Genomic DNA, 19120 nt, shown 5'->3' with positions numbered 1-19120 from the left:
TCTCTGTTCTCTTTGCCGGTCACTTAACTACTTGATTCGTTGTGTGCCGTCTCGATGGATGCGCATTATAGGGAGTTCCGCGCAGGCCGCAACTGCTAATTTCAATTAAAATGATCGTTTGCTGCATTCCACAGCAAAACCCCACTTTATACCTTGTTGTGCACAAACTTATCCACAGAATCAATCTGGGCTGAAAATTGACGAGCATCGCGCAATCGTTTTCGCTACAATTCCCCGCGTCGAAATTATGGTTCGGCATTCACCTAATGCTGTCTCTGCAAATCGATTTTTAGCTAAAAAGTACAAACGAGGCTGAAATTAGCCATGTCAATCCGCTAACTGGGGTATCAAAGAAGCAAATCATTACCCAAGAATCCCCTTTTGGGACGTTATCTGAATCTGTTCCTCTATATAGATAGAAGTTCAAGGTAGAGATTCACGTAACGCTCTATATATAGCCAATGAAAAACTGCGATTCCAAGCCAAGGGATAAAACCATGCAACAACGCCGTCCAATCCGCCGTGCTCTGCTTAGTGTGTCTGATAAAGCAGGTATCATTGAATTCGCCGAAGCGCTTTCTCAGCGTGGCATCGAGTTACTTTCCACCGGCGGCACCGCACGCCTGCTGGCCGATGCCGGTTTACCGGTCACCGAAGTTTCCGATTACACCGGTTTTCCGGAAATGATGGATGGACGCGTTAAAACTCTGCATCCAAAAATTCATGGCGGTATCCTCGGTCGTCGTGGTCAGGACGATGGCATCATGTCCCAACATGATATTCAGCCGATCGATATGGTCGTTGTGAATCTCTATCCTTTTGCCCAAACCGTAGCTCGTCCCGATTGTTCACTGGAAGATGCCGTTGAGAATATCGATATCGGCGGTCCGACCATGGTGCGCTCTGCGGCCAAGAACCATAAAGACGTCGCGATCGTGGTCAAGAGCAGCGATTATGCGGAAATCATCACTGAGCTGGATAACAATGACGGTTCATTGACTTATCCGACCCGTTTTAATCTCGCTATCAAGGCATTCGAGCACACGGCGGCCTATGACGGCATGATTGCCAACTATTTCGGTACTATGGTTCCAGCCTATCACGGCGAAACCGAACAACCTGCTGGCCGCTTCCCACGCACCCTGAATCTTAACTATATAAAGAAACAAGATATGCGTTACGGTGAGAACAGCCACCAACAAGCTGCCTTCTATATAGAAGAAGAGGTTAAAGAGGCCTCCGTTGCCACTGCGCAACAATTACAGGGCAAAGCGCTGTCTTATAACAATATCGCCGATACCGATGCGGCACTGGAATGTGTGAAAGAATTCAGTGAGCCAGCCTGTGTCATCGTCAAACACGCCAATCCTTGTGGCGTCGCTATCGGTGATTCCATTTTGGCTGCCTACAACAACGCTTATAAAACCGATCCAACTTCCGCTTTCGGCGGTATTATTGCCTTTAACCGAGAACTAGATGCCGAAACGGCGCAAGCCATTATCAGTCGCCAATTTGTCGAAGTGATTATTGCGCCAAGCGTTAGCCCTGATGCTCTGGCACTGTTAGCCGCCAAACAAAACGTCCGCGTACTCACTTGTGGTCAGTGGCAAGCTCGCTCCGCGGGCCTGGATTTCAAACGTGTCAATGGTGGCCTGTTGGTACAGGATCGTGATTTAGGCATGGTGACTGAGGCGGATCTTCGCGTGGTATCTCAGCGTCAACCAACGGCTCAGGAACTCGCGGATGCACTGTTCTGCTGGAAAGTGGCGAAATTCGTTAAATCCAATGCAATTGTTTATGCCCGCGATAATGTGACTATTGGTATAGGGGCTGGCCAGATGAGCCGCGTGTACTCTGCCAAAATTGCCGGTATCAAAGCCGCCGATGAAGGTTTGCAGGTTGCAGGCTCGGCGATGGCTTCCGATGCCTTCTTCCCGTTCCGCGATGGTATTGATGCCGCCGCAGCCGTCGGTATCACTTGCGTAATCCAGCCGGGAGGTTCGATTCGCGATGACGAAGTGATTGCTGCCGCTGATGAGCACAACATCGCGATGATCTTTACTGAGATGCGTCATTTCCGTCATTAATTTAACCGCTTAACGGAGTCATCCTGATGAATATTTTGATTATTGGCAACGGCGGTCGCGAACATGCTCTGGGTTGGAAAGCAGCACAGTCGCCTTTAGCGGATAAAATTTATGTCGCACCGGGTAACGCTGGTACAGCGCTAGAGCCAACGTTAGAAAATGTGGATATCGCCGCTACAGATATTCCTAGTTTGCTGGCCTTTGCCCAGAGCCACGATATTGGTCTGACGATTGTTGGCCCAGAAGCGCCGCTGGTTATTGGCGTAGTGGATGCTTTCCGGAACGCGGGCCTCACTATTTTTGGCCCAACGCAGGCTGCGGCACAGTTGGAAGGTTCCAAAGCCTTCACGAAAGATTTCCTGGCACGCCACAATATTCCGACTGCGTTTTATCAGAATTTCACTGAGATTGAACCAGCTTTAGCCTATGTGCGCAAGATTGGTGCGCCGATTGTGATCAAGGCTGATGGACTGGCCGCCGGTAAAGGCGTGATTGTTGCGATGACATTGCAAGAAGCAGAGACCGCAGTTCACGACATGCTGGCTGGCAACGCATTTGGTGATGCTGGCCATCGTATCGTAGTGGAGGAGTTTCTCGACGGTGAAGAAGCCAGCTTTATTGTGATGGTAGATGGTGAAAACGTTCTGCCCATGGCCACCAGCCAGGATCATAAACGCGTTGGTGATGGCGATACAGGCCCAAATACTGGCGGTATGGGAGCCTATTCTCCAGCACCGGTAGTGACCGATAAAGTTCACCAGCGGGTTATGGATCAGATTATCTGGCCCACCGTACGTGGCATGGCTGCTGAAGGAAATATTTATACTGGTTTCCTCTATGCGGGCTTGATGATTTCTTCTGACGGGCAACCAAAAGTGATTGAATTTAATTGCCGCTTTGGCGACCCGGAAACACAGCCAATCATGCTGCGGATGCGTTCTGATCTGGTTGGACTTTGCCTAGCGGGTGCCCAAGGCAAGTTGAATGAGAAAACCTCGGACTGGGATGAACGACCTTCACTGGGTGTGGTACTGGCAGCGGGCGGTTACCCGGCAGATTATCGTCAAGGCGATATTATTCATGGTCTGCCACAGCAGGAAGTCGCGGACGCGAAAGTATTCCATGCCGGAACCCGTCTAGATGGTAATCATGTTGTGACTAGCGGTGGCCGTGTCTTATGCGTAACCGCACTGGGGGCTGACGTTGCAGATGCACAGCAACGTGCTTACCAGTTAGCCGCAGATATTCATTGGGAAGGTGGTTTCTGTCGGAAAGATATTGGCTATCGGGCGATTGCCCGAGCTAAATAAGTAACAAGTAAGGTTTTAGTCAGAATGGCAGAGGGTGTCGCGTTTGCGCCCTCTTCTTTATTATATTAGTGAACAGCTTTTTATTAACGAACAATACTACAAACTGTCTGCCGTTGGCTCCCAGCGACAAAAGTCTTCGTTAGCTACCAGTAATAATGCTTGCCCTTCTGGCGCATTCAACCAGGCGATGCCTAATGGACCTTTGGTATTTTTAGCACGTTGGTTCAACCATGTCTGCGCATAATCTTCAAATTGAGGCCGCTGAATGACACCGTTGCAGCCAGTTAACACGCCATTCTGGAAACGCCCTTGCATCAAATTGACATTCCCGGCACGTAGAGCCGTGCTCAACTCCAGAATACGCTTGGCTTCAAACTGCTGAAAAGTGATTTCATCTGCGGTCAGTAACTCACGACTCGATGCCAGTTGACGCTGCATAAAGCTGACAACACCCTGTTCGCTAAAGCGTAATTGTAGGCTTTGAGCCTCTTTACCAATATCACTTTGCCGAATCTGGCGCAGAATACCGTTCTGATATTCGTAGAAGGTCACTCGGGTGACATCCCCACGATAGGGACTGTAGACGGTCATGATGACCTGAGGATGTTGCTGGGAATCGTCATGACGCCAGATTCGCACCACCGCACTATCTGCAATATAGCCGCTAGCACTGAATTGGGGAGCATCGGAACGTCCGCTACAGGCGCTGACACCTATGACTAGACCCAAGGTCATCAGCACCCGGCGCATAAACAAAAGGGGCTTTGCCACCCCCTCGTTTATTATTCTCACTGACATGCTGTTATTATTTAACAGAATCTTTCAGTGCTTTGCCAGAAACGAACGCCGGAACGTTAGCAGCAGCAATTTTGATTTCTTTACCGGTTTGCGGATTGCGGCCAGTGCGTTCGTTACGATGATTCACTTTGAAAGTACCGAAACCAACCAATTGTACTTGCTCACCGTCTTTCAGAGACTCGGTAATTGCAGCCAGTGTGGATTCCAAAGCAGCCTTAGCTTGAGTTTTGGAAAGATCCGCCTTGTCCGCGATTACTTCAATCAGTTGAGTCTTATTCATAAGTTATCCTTACAGTGTGTTTATCGTTTGCAAAGCATCGAGTGCGACGGATATGCCGATTGACAGCACTCTCCTGCATACACGCACCGATAGCCACTTTTTTTCGCCCCCCAAATGTAGAACAGACAGGGGGCAGATGTGAAGCCTTAAGGCACGACAAATCAGGCGTTAAATCACGTTTTCTTGCCTTATTGCGTTAAATTTATGCCAATGTTACTCACAGCGGCTTCCCGCAGGTCAGATCTTAATCCTTTGATCAGATCCAAATCGCGTTCTTCACAGTCGGCCAACAGACGGAAAATCTCCCATTGGATGTCCCATTCTTCTTCAACGGCCGGCAGAACCTTCAGTTCTTCATCGGTCATTTCTTTGCCAGCCTGAGTCATTTCCAGCATAGCTACAGTACGAATTGATGCCTCACTGATAGCAATGGCATGTTCCAATGTTTCACCGCTTAAACGCGAATGAATGGCTTCACCCAGAGCAATGCAGGCATCAATAGCCGGATACACGCCGTAAATGGTGTAATCATCGGCGGAAGGAATCGCTTCTTCCAACTTTTCCAATTGGCTATCGAAGTTCACTTTAGCGTCTTTCACCACCAGCGTTTCCCAGATCAAATCCAGAATACGTCGATAAACCGCCGGATCGCCAAATTCGGTTTCCAGGCAAAATTTCTGGTAATTCGGATACATACGCTCGCATAAGCAGGCCATGAAGGTCATATGTTGCCAACTTTCCAGCTTTTCGAGACGTAAATGGATAGGGTTACGTAACATGTTTAGATCTCATTCCTCATTATCTGCGCGGCAGTGTACCCGAAATTAAATCATATACCTATGAGAGAAAGCCGCCTCATTTAGCGACAATTGAGATAACGTCAGAAATCTCGTTCTCCCCGGAGATTCACGGCTAGAGGCTGATAATCGGCCCAGTACCAACGGCTCACTGGGCTAGCGGATAAAGTATTACGAGAAACTATCAATTATCAATCTGTTAATACGCTAAATAGTTCACAATCCAGATTAATCTGTCTTTTCTTGTAGGGAAAGTCCCGTTTTCGAACAAAATATCGACAACCGAAGATGTGAACGGATTAACAGCAGTGAGTTATCGGAATAAGTTAACGCGGAATATTCGCTGTATGTGAGGTGTTTCTCGCTAACCAGCGTTGTAACGCCGGTCTATCGGAGGCAATAGCATCCGCCCAACGCGTTGGTTCGGGTAACCGATAACCGGCCATGCATTTCTGCACCCAGGCTAGCGCACTTTCCATGCCGATCCGATGCCCAGGGGAGATAAACAGCGGATTACAGCGGGCTTTACTACGCCAAACCCAACCTAGTTGCGCGCTAGCATCAACCAACGGCTGCAAAGCACCGGCAGCCGTTGCCAAAGGTGAAAATTGGCCGCATAACCGACTTTTAGCCACGCCAATGGTAGGCACATCAACTAATAGGCCAAAATGACTGGCAACCCCCAAACGACGGGGATGTGCGATACCCTGCCCATCCACCAGTAGCAAATCAGGCCGCTGGCGTAACTGCGCCCAAGCAGCCAGCAAAGCCGGATATTCGCGAAATGAGAGTAAGCCCGGAATATAAGGTAGCGTCGTGGCAACCTGGGCTATCTGGTATTCCACTAATTCTAAGGAAGGATAATGTAGGATGGCAATTGCCGCGCGCGTCACGGCACCTTGCTGTTCGAAGCCAACATCGGCACCGGCAATCAATACCGGTGGCGCGAAATCGGCATCATCATGGAGGATGATCTCGGTGGCTCGTTGTCGTTGTTCTTCACGCAAAGCCAGAGTATCAACCATCTTTCCTCCGTTTATACGTGGTATTGGCGGGACAAACGGTGTACCGCTTCAACGAACACGCCAGCGTGCTCCGGTGGGACATCTTGATGAATGCCATGACCCAGATTGAATACATGACCTTCGCCATGGCCGAAACCTGCCAGAATAGTACCGACCTCCTGCTGGATTCGCTCTGCGGGTGCATACAATACTGACGGATCCATGTTGCCCTGTAGCGCAACTTTATCCCCTACACGGTGACGAGCTTCCGCGATATCCATCGTCCAATCCAGCCCTAGAGCATCACATCCGGTAGCGGCCATCGCTTCCAACCACTGCCTACCACCTTTGGTAAACAGGGTCACGGGCACACGACGTCCATCATTTTCACGAATCAAACCGGCGACAATCTTATGCATGTACTGTAGCGAGAACTCAAGATAATCACGGCCAGTCAACACACCGCCCCAGGTATCAAACACCATCACCGACTGCGCGCCAGCTTTGATCTGCGCATTCAGATACAAAATGACGCTGTCTGCCAGTTTATCCAGTAACAAATGCAAGGTTGCTGGCTCGGCATACATCATTTTCTTCAATTTGGTAAACGCTTTGCTACTGCCGCCTTCGACCATATAAGTCGCCAGCGTCCACGGGCTACCGGAGAAACCAATTAACGGTACCTGCCCTTTCAGTTCACGACGAATAGTCCGCACCGCATTCATGACATAACCCAGCTCATGCTCAGGATCAGGAATGGGCAGTTTTTCTACGTCGGCACGACACGTAATCGGTGACTGGAAACGCGGGCCTTCGCCCGTTTCAAAGTAAAGCCCCAGGCCCATAGCATCAGGAATGGTCAGAATGTCGGAGAACAAAATCGCCGCGTCTAACGGATAACGTCGCAAAGGCTGGAGAGTCACTTCACAGGCCAACTCGGCGTTTTTACACAACGCCATAAAATCACCCGCTTGCGCGCGGGTTGCCTTGTACTCTGGCAAATAACGTCCTGCCTGACGCATCATCCATACCGGAGTGACATCTACGGGCTGACGAAGTAAGGCGCGCAGATAACGATCGTTCTTCAACTCATTCATGTGGGGCTCCCTTAATTATCTGCCGCTATTGTAGCATGCCAGATTTAGCTGTCCTGTTCGGTGCGACACCGCACCACCGTATCTTCAATCAACCGACGTGCCACGGTGCCCGGCGGAGGTAATAATGGCAGTTGATCGTAACGGTACCAATTAGCGTTGAGTAATTCTTTCGGATCGTGACGCAGTTCGCCGCTGTCATATTCCGCCATAAACGCCATCATTAAAGAATGTGGGAACGGCCAAGGCTGAGAGGTGACGTAGCGCATGTTCTTAATGCTGATATTACTTTCTTCCATGACTTCGCGAGCCGCAGCCTGTTCCAAGGTTTCGCCCACTTCGACAAAACCGGCCAGCACCGTATGAATACCGCCACGATGACGAACATGCTGAGCCAGTAAAATTTCATCACCACGCCGAATGGCCACGATCACACAGGGCGCAATTTGTGGATAATAGCGTTCACGGCAATGATTACACAGGCAAGCCCATTCAGTGCGGCTGGCATGCATTTGATGACCGCAATAGCCACAGAACCGGTGGGAACGATAAAATTCCGCCAACTGAACACCTCGCCCTGCCAGTTGAAACAAACCGCGATCAATGTCCAATAATTGCCGTACTGATCCCATCTCACTGCTCATGAGTTGGCGAATCAGCCAAACAGCCTGGCCTTGCCATTCGCCAATCTGTCTAGCCGTCGCTCCCTGTAGCGACCAAAGTGCTGCGCTACCGTAAGGTAATTCACCTTTTGGTAGCCACAATTTGTTCTCATGACTGATAACCCACCAGCCATGTTCCTCACCTGTTAGTTGTAGTTCCATATCGTTGTTGCACAACCTCGACTTCACTGGCAATCTAGAATTTGGTTTGTTACATTTTTGTAACCCACATTTACGTATTTTTACTCATGGAGTCGTTCATGCTAAACAGCCTTGAAAGCTTGACTCAGCGTGTTGGTGGCAGTCATGAATTAATTGATCAATGGCTACATGCTCGCAAAGCACTGTTAGTCTCATATTGCACCGTGATCGGCATTAAACCGCCAAAAGAAAAGCATACCCCGCTGAATCAAAAAGCCTTGGACAACTTCTGCCATAATTTGGTGGATTATCTCTCTTCTGGCCATTTTCATATTTATGAAAGAATAATCAAGCAGGTAGAAGGCGCTACCAGTCCAAAGATGGCTTTAACTACCCAGTTTTATCCCGCATTAAACAACAATACACAAACTATCATGGCTTTCCACGATCGTTATACAGACAATGAGGTCGATCAGGATAGTTGTTTGGAATTTCATCAAGCGTTATCTGATATTGGCGAAGCATTGGATGCCCGCTTTACACTGGAAGACCAACTACTCCAATTGGCGGCTGAGTCTTGGGAAGCGGCGAATCCAACCGCGGCAGATGGCCGCGCCAGTTAATTCAATCTGGTCATTTTAATTCAACGCCCTATTCCCAAAGATGATGGAGTTGCAGGTAGATAGCGGTGAATAACACTCGATAAACTGACATTGATAAGTCTGCGAGTAAATAAACGTCACCCATCCCCCTGCAACTTCCAGTAAGAAGGGTATATACTACGGTCTCTTGTCGGAGTGCCTAGCGCGCGCTTTTTTATAAAGCAACGCGCAGGCTGAGACCGTTAATTCGGGATCCGCGGAACCTGATCGGGTTAGTACCCGCGAAGGGAACAAGAGTAATTTATCGCTATAGCACGGTTTTCACCTTCCAAAGGATGAGTATCGTCGCATCTGGCTAACATCATTACTCCCGCCAAGCTCCAGACAAGCAATTTTCCCTATAAACCACACTGGTAGGAATTTGCTATGTCTAATAATACTCACTCGTCCTCTTTGGCTGATACCGCCAAGCCCACTGCCCGTCCACGTAAAGCTATTTCACGTAAAGAACAGCGCGAAGATGCTCAGCAGTTTATTGACACGCTGCAAGGTGTCAGCTTCCCAAATTCCCGACGGATCTATCTGCAAGGATCACGATCCGACCTTCAGGTACCGATGCGCGAGATCCTGCTCAGCCCAACCTTGATCGGCGGTGGCAAAGACGATCCTCGCTATGAGGATAACGAAGCGATCCCGGTGTATGACACTTCCGGTCCTTATGGCGATCCTCTGGCTACATTAGACGTTCACGCCGGGTTACCGAAACTGCGCGATAACTGGATCGCCGATCGTCAGGATACTGCAGCCTTGGTTGGCGTCAGCTCCGGTTTTACCCAACAACGTTTGGCCGACGAAGGGTTAGATCATTTACGTTTTGAACAGTTACCGCGCCCGAAAAAAGCCATTGCCGGTAAATGTGTGACCCAGTTGCACTACGCCAGAGCGGGTATTGTCACTCCGGAAATGGAATTTATTGCCATTCGCGAAAATATGGGCCGTGAAAGAATTCGTGGTGCGGTGTTACGCCACCAGCATCCAGGACAAGCCTTTGGTGCCAATCTGCCGGAAAATATTACATCGGAGTTTGTTCGCCAAGAAGTGGCCGCTGGCCGCGCAATTATCCCCGCGAACATTAACCACCCCGAATCTGAACCGATGATTATTGGCCGTAACTTCCTGGTAAAAGTCAATGCCAATATCGGTAATTCCGCAGTGACATCTTCCATTGAAGAAGAAGTGGAGAAGTTGGTGTGGTCGATCCGTTGGGGCGCAGATACCGTAATGGATTTATCTACTGGTCGTTATATTCACGAAACCCGCGAGTGGATTTTACGTAACAGCCCGGTGCCAATTGGTACTGTACCGATCTATCAGGCATTGGAAAAAGTGAACGGTGTGGCAGAAAATCTGACCTGGGAAATGTTCCGCGACACTTTATTAGAACAGGCGGAGCAAGGCGTAGACTATTTCACTATCCATGCCGGTGTATTACTGCGCTATGTGCCAATGACCGCCAAGCGCCTGACTGGCATAGTCTCACGCGGTGGTTCGATTATGGCCAAATGGTGTTTGTCCCACCATCAGGAGAACTTCCTGTATCAGCATTTCCGCGAAATCTGCCAGATTTGTGCCGCCTACGACGTTTCATTATCGCTGGGTGACGGCCTACGCCCTGGTTCTATTCAAGATGCCAATGATGAAGCCCAATTCGCCGAACTGCATACTTTGGGGGAATTGACCAAAATTGCCTGGGAATATGATGTGCAGGTGATGATCGAAGGCCCAGGACATGTGCCCATGCAGATGATCCGCCGTAACATGACCGAAGAACTGGAACACTGCCACGAAGCGCCATTTTACACCTTAGGACCGTTAACTACAGATATCGCTCCGGGTTACGATCATTTCACTTCCGGCATTGGCGCGGCGATGATTGGCTGGTTTGGTTGCGCCATGCTGTGCTACGTGACGCCGAAAGAGCATCTGGGTCTGCCTAATAAAGAAGATGTCAAACAGGGGCTTATTACCTACAAAATCGCGGCTCACGCGGCGGATCTGGCTAAAGGACACCCTGGCGCGCAGATCCGCGACAATGCTATGTCCAAAGCGCGTTTTGAATTCCGCTGGGAAGATCAGTTCAATTTAGCGCTCGATCCCGAAACCGCCCGTGCTTACCACGATGAAACCTTGCCACAGGAATCCGGTAAGGTTGCCCATTTCTGTTCAATGTGTGGGCCAAAATTCTGTTCAATGAAGATCTCGCAGGAAGTACGCGACTATGCGGCAGCGCAGGAAAATGCGGCGGCACTGGAAACCTCGGCTCAACCCATTCAGATCCAAACCTCGATCCAAAGTCAGCAATCAGGCATGAAACAGATATCTGAGGAATTCCGCTCTCGCGGCAGCGAGTTGTACCACAGCGCCAACATTCGTCAGGTGGAGATCGATGATGAACAAGCCTGATGCACCTTTCGCTAGCACCGAACATCGCTTGGGTCTGTATCCGGTAGTCGATTCTCTACTCTGGATCGCCCGTTTGCTGGATGCTGGTGTCACCACCTTGCAATTACGTATCAAAGACGCCAACGACGTACAGGTTGAAGATACTATTGCTGCTGCCATTAGTTTGGCGACAAGTTATCAGGCACGTTTATTTATCAATGATTATTGGCAGTTAGCCATTCAACAGGGTGCTTACGGCGTTCACTTGGGTCAGGAAGATCTGGAGATTGCCGACTTGCCTGCCATTCAGCGTGCCGGTTTGCGCCTTGGCATTTCTACCCATAATGAGTACGAACTGGCCCTCGCACGAAATCTGCAACCGTCCTATATCGCGTTGGGGCATATTTTTCCTACGCAAACCAAACAGATGCCTTCAGCTCCGCAAGGGGTGGAAGCGTTAACCCGTCAAGTGATCAACACGCCTGATTACCCAACGGTCGCGATCGGAGGCATCAATCTGGAACGAGTGCCGCAAGTCATTGCCAGCGGAGTCGGTAGTATTGCCGTGGTTAGCGCCATCACACAAGCTGCCGACTGGCAGTACGCGACTGGGCAGTTATTACGGCTGGTAGAAGGTAAGGAATCAACTTATGCATGATAACGCGTTGAGTGACCAAGACTTTCTGCGCTATAGCCGCCAGTTGCTATTGGAAGACATCGGCCCTGTGGGGCAACAAAAACTCAAACAAGCCAGCGTACTGATTGTCGGGCTGGGTGGCCTTGGCTCGCCAGCGGCACTCTATCTCGCCGCTGCTGGCGTAGGAAAATTATGGCTGGCGGATGATGATAACGTAGAAATAAGCAACTTACAGCGGCAGGTGCTCTATCGCACGGCGGATATTGGCCAAAGCAAGGCCAAATTGGCTCAGCGTCATTTACAAGGTCTGAATCCACAGATAGAGGCGATCACCCTTGATCAACGGCTGATGGGCAGCGCCTTAACCGATGCTGTCGCAGCGGCTGATTTGGTACTTGATTGCTGCGATAACATGGAAACCCGCCATCAGGTGAATGCCGCCTGTGTGCAGGCAGGCAAGCCATTGATCAGCGGTAGCGCTGTCGGCTTTAGCGGCCAGTTGCTAATTATCGAACCGCCTTACACCCACGGCTGCTACGCCTGCTTGTATCCCAGTAAAGAGACACCACAGAGAAACTGCCGTACCGCCGGTGTATTGGGCCCCGTAGTTGGGGTGATTGGAACCTTGCAAGCATTGGAGGCGATCAAAATGCTGGCAGGGCTGCCCTCGGCACTCAGTGGCAAATTACGCCTTTTCGATGGCAAGCAGCAAAGCTGGAGCACGCTACAACTCAGCAAAGCCAGCCATTGTACGGCTTGCGGAGGAAATGCGTGAAAATCTTACTCAATGACGAATCGATCGAGCTGGAAGATGCACTGACGGTGAATCAGTTGCTCACTCAACTGGATTACAACCAGCCAGGGAGCGCACTGGCGATCAATCAAACCATCATTCCCCGCAATAACTGGGACACCCATATATTGCAGGACGGGGATGACGTTTTGCTGTTTCAAGCAATTGCCGGAGGCTGATATGTTAAAAATTGCTGATACCACTTTTACCTCGCGGTTATTTACCGGAACGGGAAAATTCGCCACGCCCGCGTTGATGTTGGATGCGTTGCAAGCCTCCGGTTCACAACTGGTGACGATGGCGATGAAACGAGTTGACCTGAAAACAGGCAACGACGCTATTCTGGCACCGTTGCAACAGCTCGGCATTCGTTTGTTGCCCAATACTTCCGGAGCAAAAACGGCTGAAGAAGCGTGTTTTGCCGCTCGACTGGCTCGCGAAGCATTAGGTACTCATTGGATAAAGCTGGAGATCCATCCAGATGTGAAATACCTGCTACCGGATCCGATAGAAACCTTAAAAGCAGCGGAAATACTGGTCAAAGACGGCTTCGTGGTATTGCCGTACTGCGGAGCCGATCCAGTATTATGCAAGCGTCTGGAAGAAGTTGGCTGTGCCGCAGTGATGCCATTAGCCTCGCCGATTGGTTCAAACCTGGGGCTACTCACTCGTGATTTCCTGCAAATTATTATTGATCAGTCCAAAGTACCGGTGGTGATCGACGCGGGTATTGGTGCTCCCAGCCATGCACTGGAAGCAATGGAGCTGGGTGCCGATGCCGTATTGGTGAATACGGCAATTGCCGTAGCTCGCTCTCCGGTGCAAATGGCACAGGCGTTCCGACTGGCGGTAGAAGCCGGGGTACTCGCGCGTCAGGCTGGTTTAGGCCCACGTCAACAGCAGGCCTGCGCAACCAGTCCATTGACCGGTTTTCTCAGCCAAAGTGAGGACCGACATCATGGCTGAAGACTTTAGCTATCGCTGGCAGCAGTTGGATTGGGATGATATTTCACTGCGAATCAACAGCAAAACCGCCCGCGATGTAGAGCGGGCATTAAATAGTAGCAAGCCAGATCGACAAGATTTAATGGCATTGATTTCGCCAGCAGCGTTGCCGTTTCTGGAACCTATGGCGCAGAAAGCTCAACAACTTACTCGCCAACGTTTCGGGAATACCATAGGTTTCTATGTGCCGCTGTATCTCTCCAACCTGTGCGCCAACGATTGTACCTATTGCGGTTTCTCCATGAGTAACCGGATTAAGCGTAAAACGCTGGATGAAGCAGAGATTATTCGTGAATGTGATGCAATCAAAGCGTTAGGGTTTGAACATTTGCTGCTAGTCACGGGTGAACACCAAACTAAAGTGGGTATGGACTATTTCAGACAGCATATTCCTTTGATTCGCAGCCGCTTCAGTTCGCTGATGATGGAGGTACAACCGTTGTCAGAGGAGGAATATGCCGAACTGAAAGTGCTGGGATTAGATGCGGTAATGGTTTATCAGGAGACTTATCATACTACGACTTACCACCAGCATCATTTACGTGGGCAAAAGCAGGATTTTCATTGGCGGTTGGCCACACCAGATCGTCTGGGACGCGCCGGGATCGACAAAATCGGTTTAGGCGCATTAATCGGTTTATCCAATAATTGGCGCACCGATTGCTATATGTTGGCCGAGCATTTATTTTACCTGCAACAAACTTACTGGCAAACCCGCTATTCCATCTCCTTTCCACGTTTGCGTCCCTGTGCTGGCGGAATTGAACCCGCATCACTGATGAGCGAATCTCAATTAGTGCAACTAATCTGTGCTTTTCGCCTGTTTGCTCCTGATGTAGAACTGTCACTCTCCACCAGGGAGTCACCGTTCTTTCGCGATCACGTTATTCCGTTGGCGATCAACAGCGTCAGTGCGGGTTCAAAAACCCAGCCAGGCGGTTATGCCGACCATCACCCTGAGTTAGAACAGTTTGCACCTCACGACAACCGTTCACCGCAGCAGGTGGCACAGGCACTCATTCAAGCCGGTTTGCAACCGGTCTGGAAAGACTGGGATGGTTACTTAGGCCGCAGCTCTCTTTAAGAATTCAGACAAAAAAAAACCGCTCCCAAAGGAGCGGTTTGCAGGTTGGTGACCAACAAAGAGATTAGTCTTTGCTGTTACCAAAGCCAGCGTTAAGCAATTCAGCCAGGTTAGCCGTTGCTTCGTCCGCGCTAACTTGCGGAGTCACTGGGGTGTCACCCAGAGCTTTACGACGCATGCGATCCTGATGATAAGCGTAACCGGTACCGGCTGGAATCAGGCGGCCCACGATAACGTTCTCTTTCAGGCCACGCAGTTCATCACGTTTACCGGCAACTGCCGCTTCGGTAAGAACGCGCGTGGTTTCCTGGAACGAAGCCGCAGAGATGAAGGACTCGGTCGCCAAGGATGCCTTGGTGATACCCAGCAGGTCACGGGTGAATGTGGCCTCGATTTTTCCTTCAGCTGCCAACTTACGGTTAGCGATTTTAACGCGAGACATTTCTGCCTGCTCGCCTTCCAGGAAGTCGGTGCCACCTGCATCAACGATGGTACCTTTACGCAGCATCTGACGAACGATAACTTCGATGTGTTTATCGTTAATCTTAACGCCTTGCAGACGGTAAACTTCCTGCACTTCGTTGGTGATGTAACGGGTAACCGCGTGAACGCCACGCAGACGCAGAATGTCGTGTGGAGATTCTGGGCCATCGGAAACCACGTCACCGCGTTCTACAACTTCACCTTCGAACACGTTAAGCTGACGCCACTTAGGAATCATCTCTTCGTATGCATCGCTACCATCCAACGGTGAGATCACCAGACGACGCTTGCCTTTAGTCTCTTTACCGAACGAGATGATCCCGCTGATTTCAGCCAGGATAGCCGGTTCTTTCGGACGACGTGCTTCGAACAAGTCAGCAACACGTGGCAAACCACCGGTAATATCCTTGGTACCGCTTGATTCTTGCGGAATACGAGCCAAGGTATCACCCGCACCGATCTGAATGCCGTCTTCCAACTGAACAATCGCTTTACCTGGCAGGAAGTATTGAGCAGGCATATCTGTACCTGGAATCAATACGTCGTCACCTTTGGCATCAACGATTTTCAGTGCTGGACGCAGGTCTTTACCGCTACCGGTACGCTCTGCACTGTCCAGTACCACCAGAGAAGACAAACCAGTCAGTTCGTCGGTCTGGCGAGTAATGGTCTGGCCGTCAACCATGTCCGCGAAGCGGATGAAGCCGCTCACTTCGGTCACAACTGGCATGATATGCGGATCCCAGTTAGCAACGGTTTCGCCGCCCTGAACTTCTGCACCATCGCCTTTACCCATTACGGCACCGTAAGGTACTTTGTAGCTTTCTTTAGTCCGACCGAATTCGTCGATCAGCTTCAGCTCGGTATTACGAGAAGTAATAACCAGCTTGCTAGCTGCATTCATAACGAACTTGGCGTTGCTCAGTTTCAGCGTACCTTTGTTCTTAACCTGAATACTGGATTCTGCTGCCGCACGAGATGCCGCACCACCGATGTGGAACGTACGCATCGTAAGCTGGGTACCCGGCTCACCGATGGACTGTGCTGCAATAACACCAACCGCTTCACCTTTGTTGATGATGTGGCCACGCGCCAGGTCACGACCATAGCAGTTTGCACACACACCAAAATCAGTTTCACAGCTTACTACTGAACGAACTTTAACGCTGTCGACGGAGTTTTCTTCTAACAGATCACACCATTTTTCGTCCAACAGGGTGTTACGCGGAACCAGAATATCAGCCGTACCCGGCTTGATAACTTCTTCCGCAGTCACACGACCCAGAACGCGATCGCGCAGTGGCTCTTTAACATCACCACCTTCGATAACCGGCGTCATCACGATACCGTTATGGGTACCACAATCGTCTTCGGTTACAACCAGATCCTGCGCCACATCAACCAAACGACGGGTCAGGTAACCGGAGTTCGCAGTTTTCAATGCGGTATCCGCCAAACCTTTACGCGCACCATGGGTTGAGATGAAGTACTGAAGTACGTTCAAACCTTCACGGAAGTTCGCGGTGATTGGCGTTTCAATGATCGAGCCATCTGGCTTGGCCATCAGGCCACGCATACCTGCCAGCTGACGAATCTGTGCTGCAGAACCACGCGCACCGGAGTCGGCCATCATAAAGATGCTGTTGAAGGAAACTTGTTGCTCCACTTCACCTTTACTGTTGACGACGTCTTCAACGGATAAGTTGTCCATCATCGCCTTGGCAACACGTTCGTTAGCCGCGGCCCAGATATCGATCACTTTGTTATAACGTTCGCCTGCTGTTACCAGACCGGATTGGAACTGTTCCTGGATCTCGGCAACTTCAGTTTCAGCTTCTTCGATGATCCCTGCTTTCGCTTCTGGGATAACCATGTCATCGATACCTACAGAGGCGCCTGAGCGTGCTGCGTAAGCAAAACCGGTGTACATGATCTGGTCAGCAAAGATAACCGTTGGTTTCAAGCCCAGGATGCGGTAACAGGTGTTCAGCATCTTGGAAATGGCTTTCTTGCCCAGCGGCTGGTTAACGATAGAGTAAGGCAGGCCTTGTGGAACAATCATCCACAAAATAGCACGACCTACCGTCGTATCGATGATGCTGGTTTGGGAAACGCTGTCGCCTTCCGCAGTACGAATTTCTTCAGAAATACGGACTTTGACTCGCGCATGCAGTGATGCATGGCCAGAACGGTAAACACGTTCAGCTTCTTTCGGCCCACTCAGCACCATGCCTTCGCCTTTGGCGTTAACACAGTCACGGGTCATATAGTACAGACCCAATACAACGTCCTGAGAAGGAACGATGATTGGCTCGCCGTTCGCAGGTGACAGGATGTTGTTGGTTGACATCATCAACGCACGCGCTTCCAACTGGGCTTCCAGCGTCAGCGGTACGTGAACAGCCATCTGGTCACCATCGAAGTCGGCGTTATATGCCGCACAAACCAGCGGATGTAGCTGGATGGCTTTACCTTCGATCAGAACCGGTTCAAACGCCTGGATACCCAAACGGTGAAGGGTTGGTGCACGGTTCAGCAATACTGGGTGTTCGCGGATGACTTCATCCAGGATATCCCAAACGACCGCTTCTTCACGCTCAACCATCTTCTTGGCAGCTTTAATGGTGGTAGCAAGACCACGCAATTCCAGCTTGCCGTAGATGAACGGTTTGAACAGCTCAAGAGCCATTTTCTTCGGCAAACCACACTGATGCAGACGCAGGTATGGACCTACGGTGATCACCGAACGGCCTGAGTAGTCAACACGTTTACCCAGCAAGTTCTGACGGAAACGACCTTGCTTACCTTTGATCATGTCTGCTAGAGATTTCAGCGGACGCTTGTTCGAGCCGGTAATTGCACGACCGCGACGGCCGTTATCCAGCAATGCATCTACTGCTTCTTGCAGCATACGCTTTTCGTTGCGCACAATGATGTCAGGAGCAGCCAGATCCAGCAGGCGTTTCAGACGGTTATTACGGTTGATCACGCGACGATACAAATCGTTCAGATCGGAAGTCGCAAAGCGGCCACCATCCAAAGGAACCAATGGACGCAGATCTGGCGGCAATACCGGCAGCACGGTCAGGATCATCCACTCTGGCTTGTTGCCAGACTGTACGAACGCTTCCAGCAGCTTGATACGCTTGGTCAGCTTCTTACGCTTGGTTTCAGAATTCGTTTCGTTCAATTCTTCACGCAGGATCTCGCATTCCGCTTCCAGATCCATGTTTTTCAACAAGGCCTGGATCGCTTCTGCGCCCATTTTCGCGTCGAATTCATCACCAAACTCTTCCAACGCATCCAGATACTGCTCTTCAGTCAGAATCTGGCGACGTTCTAGGTTGGTCATGCCGCCTTCGATAACCACATAGGATTCGAAGTACAGAACACGTTCGATGTCACGCAGTGGCATATCCAGCAACAAACCGATGCGCGAAGGCAAGGATTTCAGGAACCAGATATGTGCAGTTGGAGAAGCCAGCTCAATGTGACCCATACGCTCACGGCGCACTTTAGTCTGAGTCACTTCAACGCCGCATTTCTCACAAATGACGCCACGGTGTTTTAAACGCTTGTATTTACCACACAAACATTCGTAATCTTTTACTGGGCCAAAGATACGGGCGCAGAAAAGACCGTCACGTTCTGGTTTGAACGTACGGTAGTTAATGGTTTCCGGCTTTTTCACTTCGCCGAACGACCAAGAACGGATCATGTCTGGCGAGGCCAGAGCAATTTTGATCGCGTCAAACTCTTCGGTCTTAGTTTGCGCTTTCAGAAACTTTAATAAGTCTTTCACGGATTGGCTCCTGTCGGAGTTAGACCTGATAGGCGCCCAAACCTAAGTTTGAGCGCCCCTGTGACCAGTGCGTACCACCAGCAGACTCCCGGCTGTGAG

General features: G+C 50.3%; 16 protein-coding genes and 1 riboswitch. Of the genes, 9 read left to right on the top strand and 7 right to left on the bottom strand.

The window, feature by feature from the left end; all coding sequences use genetic code 11:
* Positions 1 to 497: 497 nt before the first annotated feature.
* Together purH and purD are read left to right on the top strand one after the other, a co-directional pair.
* Positions 498 to 2087 carry a bifunctional phosphoribosylaminoimidazolecarboxamide formyltransferase/IMP cyclohydrolase gene (gene purH / locus DJ39_RS03100; protein WP_038251140.1) on the top strand — a complete coding sequence of 530 codons (1590 nt, stop codon included), beginning with the start codon at positions 498 to 500 and terminating at the stop codon, positions 2085 to 2087.
* Positions 2088 to 2113: 26 nt separating this feature from the next.
* Positions 2114 to 3397, top strand: a complete 1284-nt coding sequence (gene purD, locus DJ39_RS03095; protein ID WP_004722219.1) for a phosphoribosylamine--glycine ligase — start codon at positions 2114 to 2116, stop codon at positions 3395 to 3397.
* Between the two features lie 96 nt (positions 3398 to 3493).
* On the opposite strand, the gene DJ39_RS03090 is transcribed toward purD, so the two are convergent.
* The 6 genes from DJ39_RS03090 to nudC all read right to left on the bottom strand — a co-directional run bounded on the left by DJ39_RS03090 (position 3494) and on the right by nudC (position 8194).
* Positions 3494 to 4147, bottom strand: a complete 654-nt coding sequence (locus tag DJ39_RS03090) for a DUF1481 domain-containing protein (protein ID WP_004722220.1) — start codon at positions 4145 to 4147, stop codon at positions 3494 to 3496.
* 55 nt (positions 4148 to 4202) lie between these two features.
* Positions 4203 to 4475 (bottom strand): nucleoid-associated protein HU-alpha, encoded by a 273-nt coding sequence (hupA, locus tag DJ39_RS03085; RefSeq protein ID WP_004722222.1) that lies wholly within the window; start codon positions 4473 to 4475, stop codon positions 4203 to 4205.
* Between the two features lie 188 nt (positions 4476 to 4663).
* The gene (locus DJ39_RS03080; protein WP_004722225.1) at positions 4664 to 5254 is read right to left on the bottom strand and encodes a YjaG family protein; all 591 of its coding nucleotides are present in this window, start codon (positions 5252 to 5254) and stop codon (positions 4664 to 4666) included.
* Between the two features lie 344 nt (positions 5255 to 5598).
* A complete protein-coding gene (gene nfi, locus DJ39_RS03075; protein WP_004722227.1) occupies positions 5599 to 6297 on the bottom strand; it encodes a deoxyribonuclease V in 699 nt (232 codons plus the stop codon).
* Positions 6298 to 6308: 11 nt separating this feature from the next.
* A complete protein-coding gene (gene hemE / locus DJ39_RS03070; protein ID WP_004722229.1) occupies positions 6309 to 7373 on the bottom strand; it encodes a uroporphyrinogen decarboxylase in 1065 nt (354 codons plus the stop codon).
* Between the two features lie 44 nt (positions 7374 to 7417).
* Entirely contained in the window at positions 7418 to 8194 is a 777-nt protein-coding gene (nudC, locus tag DJ39_RS03065) for an NAD(+) diphosphatase (RefSeq protein WP_004722230.1), read from the bottom strand.
* Positions 8195 to 8292: 98 nt separating this feature from the next.
* Between nudC and DJ39_RS03060 the strand changes: the two genes are divergently transcribed.
* The 7 genes from DJ39_RS03060 (at position 8293) to thiH (ending at position 14736) form a co-directional block, all read left to right on the top strand.
* Positions 8293 to 8796 carry an Rsd/AlgQ family anti-sigma factor gene (locus DJ39_RS03060; RefSeq protein WP_004722232.1) on the top strand — a complete coding sequence of 168 codons (504 nt, stop codon included), beginning with the start codon at positions 8293 to 8295 and terminating at the stop codon, positions 8794 to 8796.
* Positions 8797 to 8956: 160 nt separating this feature from the next.
* Positions 8957 to 9082, top strand: a riboswitch (TPP riboswitch).
* 119 nt (positions 9083 to 9201) lie between these two features.
* Positions 9202 to 11238 carry a phosphomethylpyrimidine synthase ThiC gene (gene thiC / locus DJ39_RS03055; RefSeq protein ID WP_038251139.1) on the top strand — a complete coding sequence of 679 codons (2037 nt, stop codon included), beginning with the start codon at positions 9202 to 9204 and terminating at the stop codon, positions 11236 to 11238.
* Positions 11222 to 11875 carry a thiamine phosphate synthase gene (gene thiE, locus DJ39_RS03050; RefSeq protein ID WP_087931017.1) on the top strand — a complete coding sequence of 218 codons (654 nt, stop codon included), beginning with the start codon at positions 11222 to 11224 and terminating at the stop codon, positions 11873 to 11875. The genes thiC and thiE overlap by 17 nt, the downstream gene beginning before the upstream one ends.
* Complete coding sequence (locus DJ39_RS03045) at positions 11868 to 12629, top strand: HesA/MoeB/ThiF family protein (protein ID WP_038244627.1); 762 nt, start codon at positions 11868 to 11870, stop codon at positions 12627 to 12629. The genes thiE and DJ39_RS03045 overlap by 8 nt, the downstream gene beginning before the upstream one ends.
* Positions 12626 to 12826: a sulfur carrier protein ThiS gene (gene thiS / locus DJ39_RS03040; protein ID WP_038244629.1), complete on the top strand. Its 201-nt coding sequence runs from the start codon at positions 12626 to 12628 to the stop codon at positions 12824 to 12826. The genes DJ39_RS03045 and thiS overlap by 4 nt, the downstream gene beginning before the upstream one ends.
* A gap of 1 nt (position 12827) precedes the next feature.
* Entirely contained in the window at positions 12828 to 13613 is a 786-nt protein-coding gene (locus DJ39_RS03035; RefSeq protein ID WP_004722243.1) for a thiazole synthase, read from the top strand.
* A complete protein-coding gene (gene thiH, locus DJ39_RS03030) occupies positions 13606 to 14736 on the top strand; it encodes a 2-iminoacetate synthase ThiH (RefSeq protein ID WP_038244632.1) in 1131 nt (376 codons plus the stop codon). Before DJ39_RS03035 ends, thiH begins: the two co-directional genes overlap by 8 nt.
* A gap of 64 nt (positions 14737 to 14800) precedes the next feature.
* On the opposite strand, the gene rpoC is transcribed toward thiH, so the two are convergent.
* A complete protein-coding gene (gene rpoC / locus DJ39_RS03025) occupies positions 14801 to 19021 on the bottom strand; it encodes a DNA-directed RNA polymerase subunit beta' (protein WP_004722247.1) in 4221 nt (1406 codons plus the stop codon).
* Positions 19022 to 19120: the final 99 nt, after the last annotated feature.

Source organism: Yersinia ruckeri ATCC 29473 (assembly GCF_000754815.1).
GTDB lineage: Bacteria > Pseudomonadota > Gammaproteobacteria > Enterobacterales > Enterobacteriaceae > Yersinia > Yersinia ruckeri.
The sequence above is the reverse complement of the archived record's forward strand: the minus strand, read 5'-3'. Positions and strand labels throughout refer to the sequence as shown.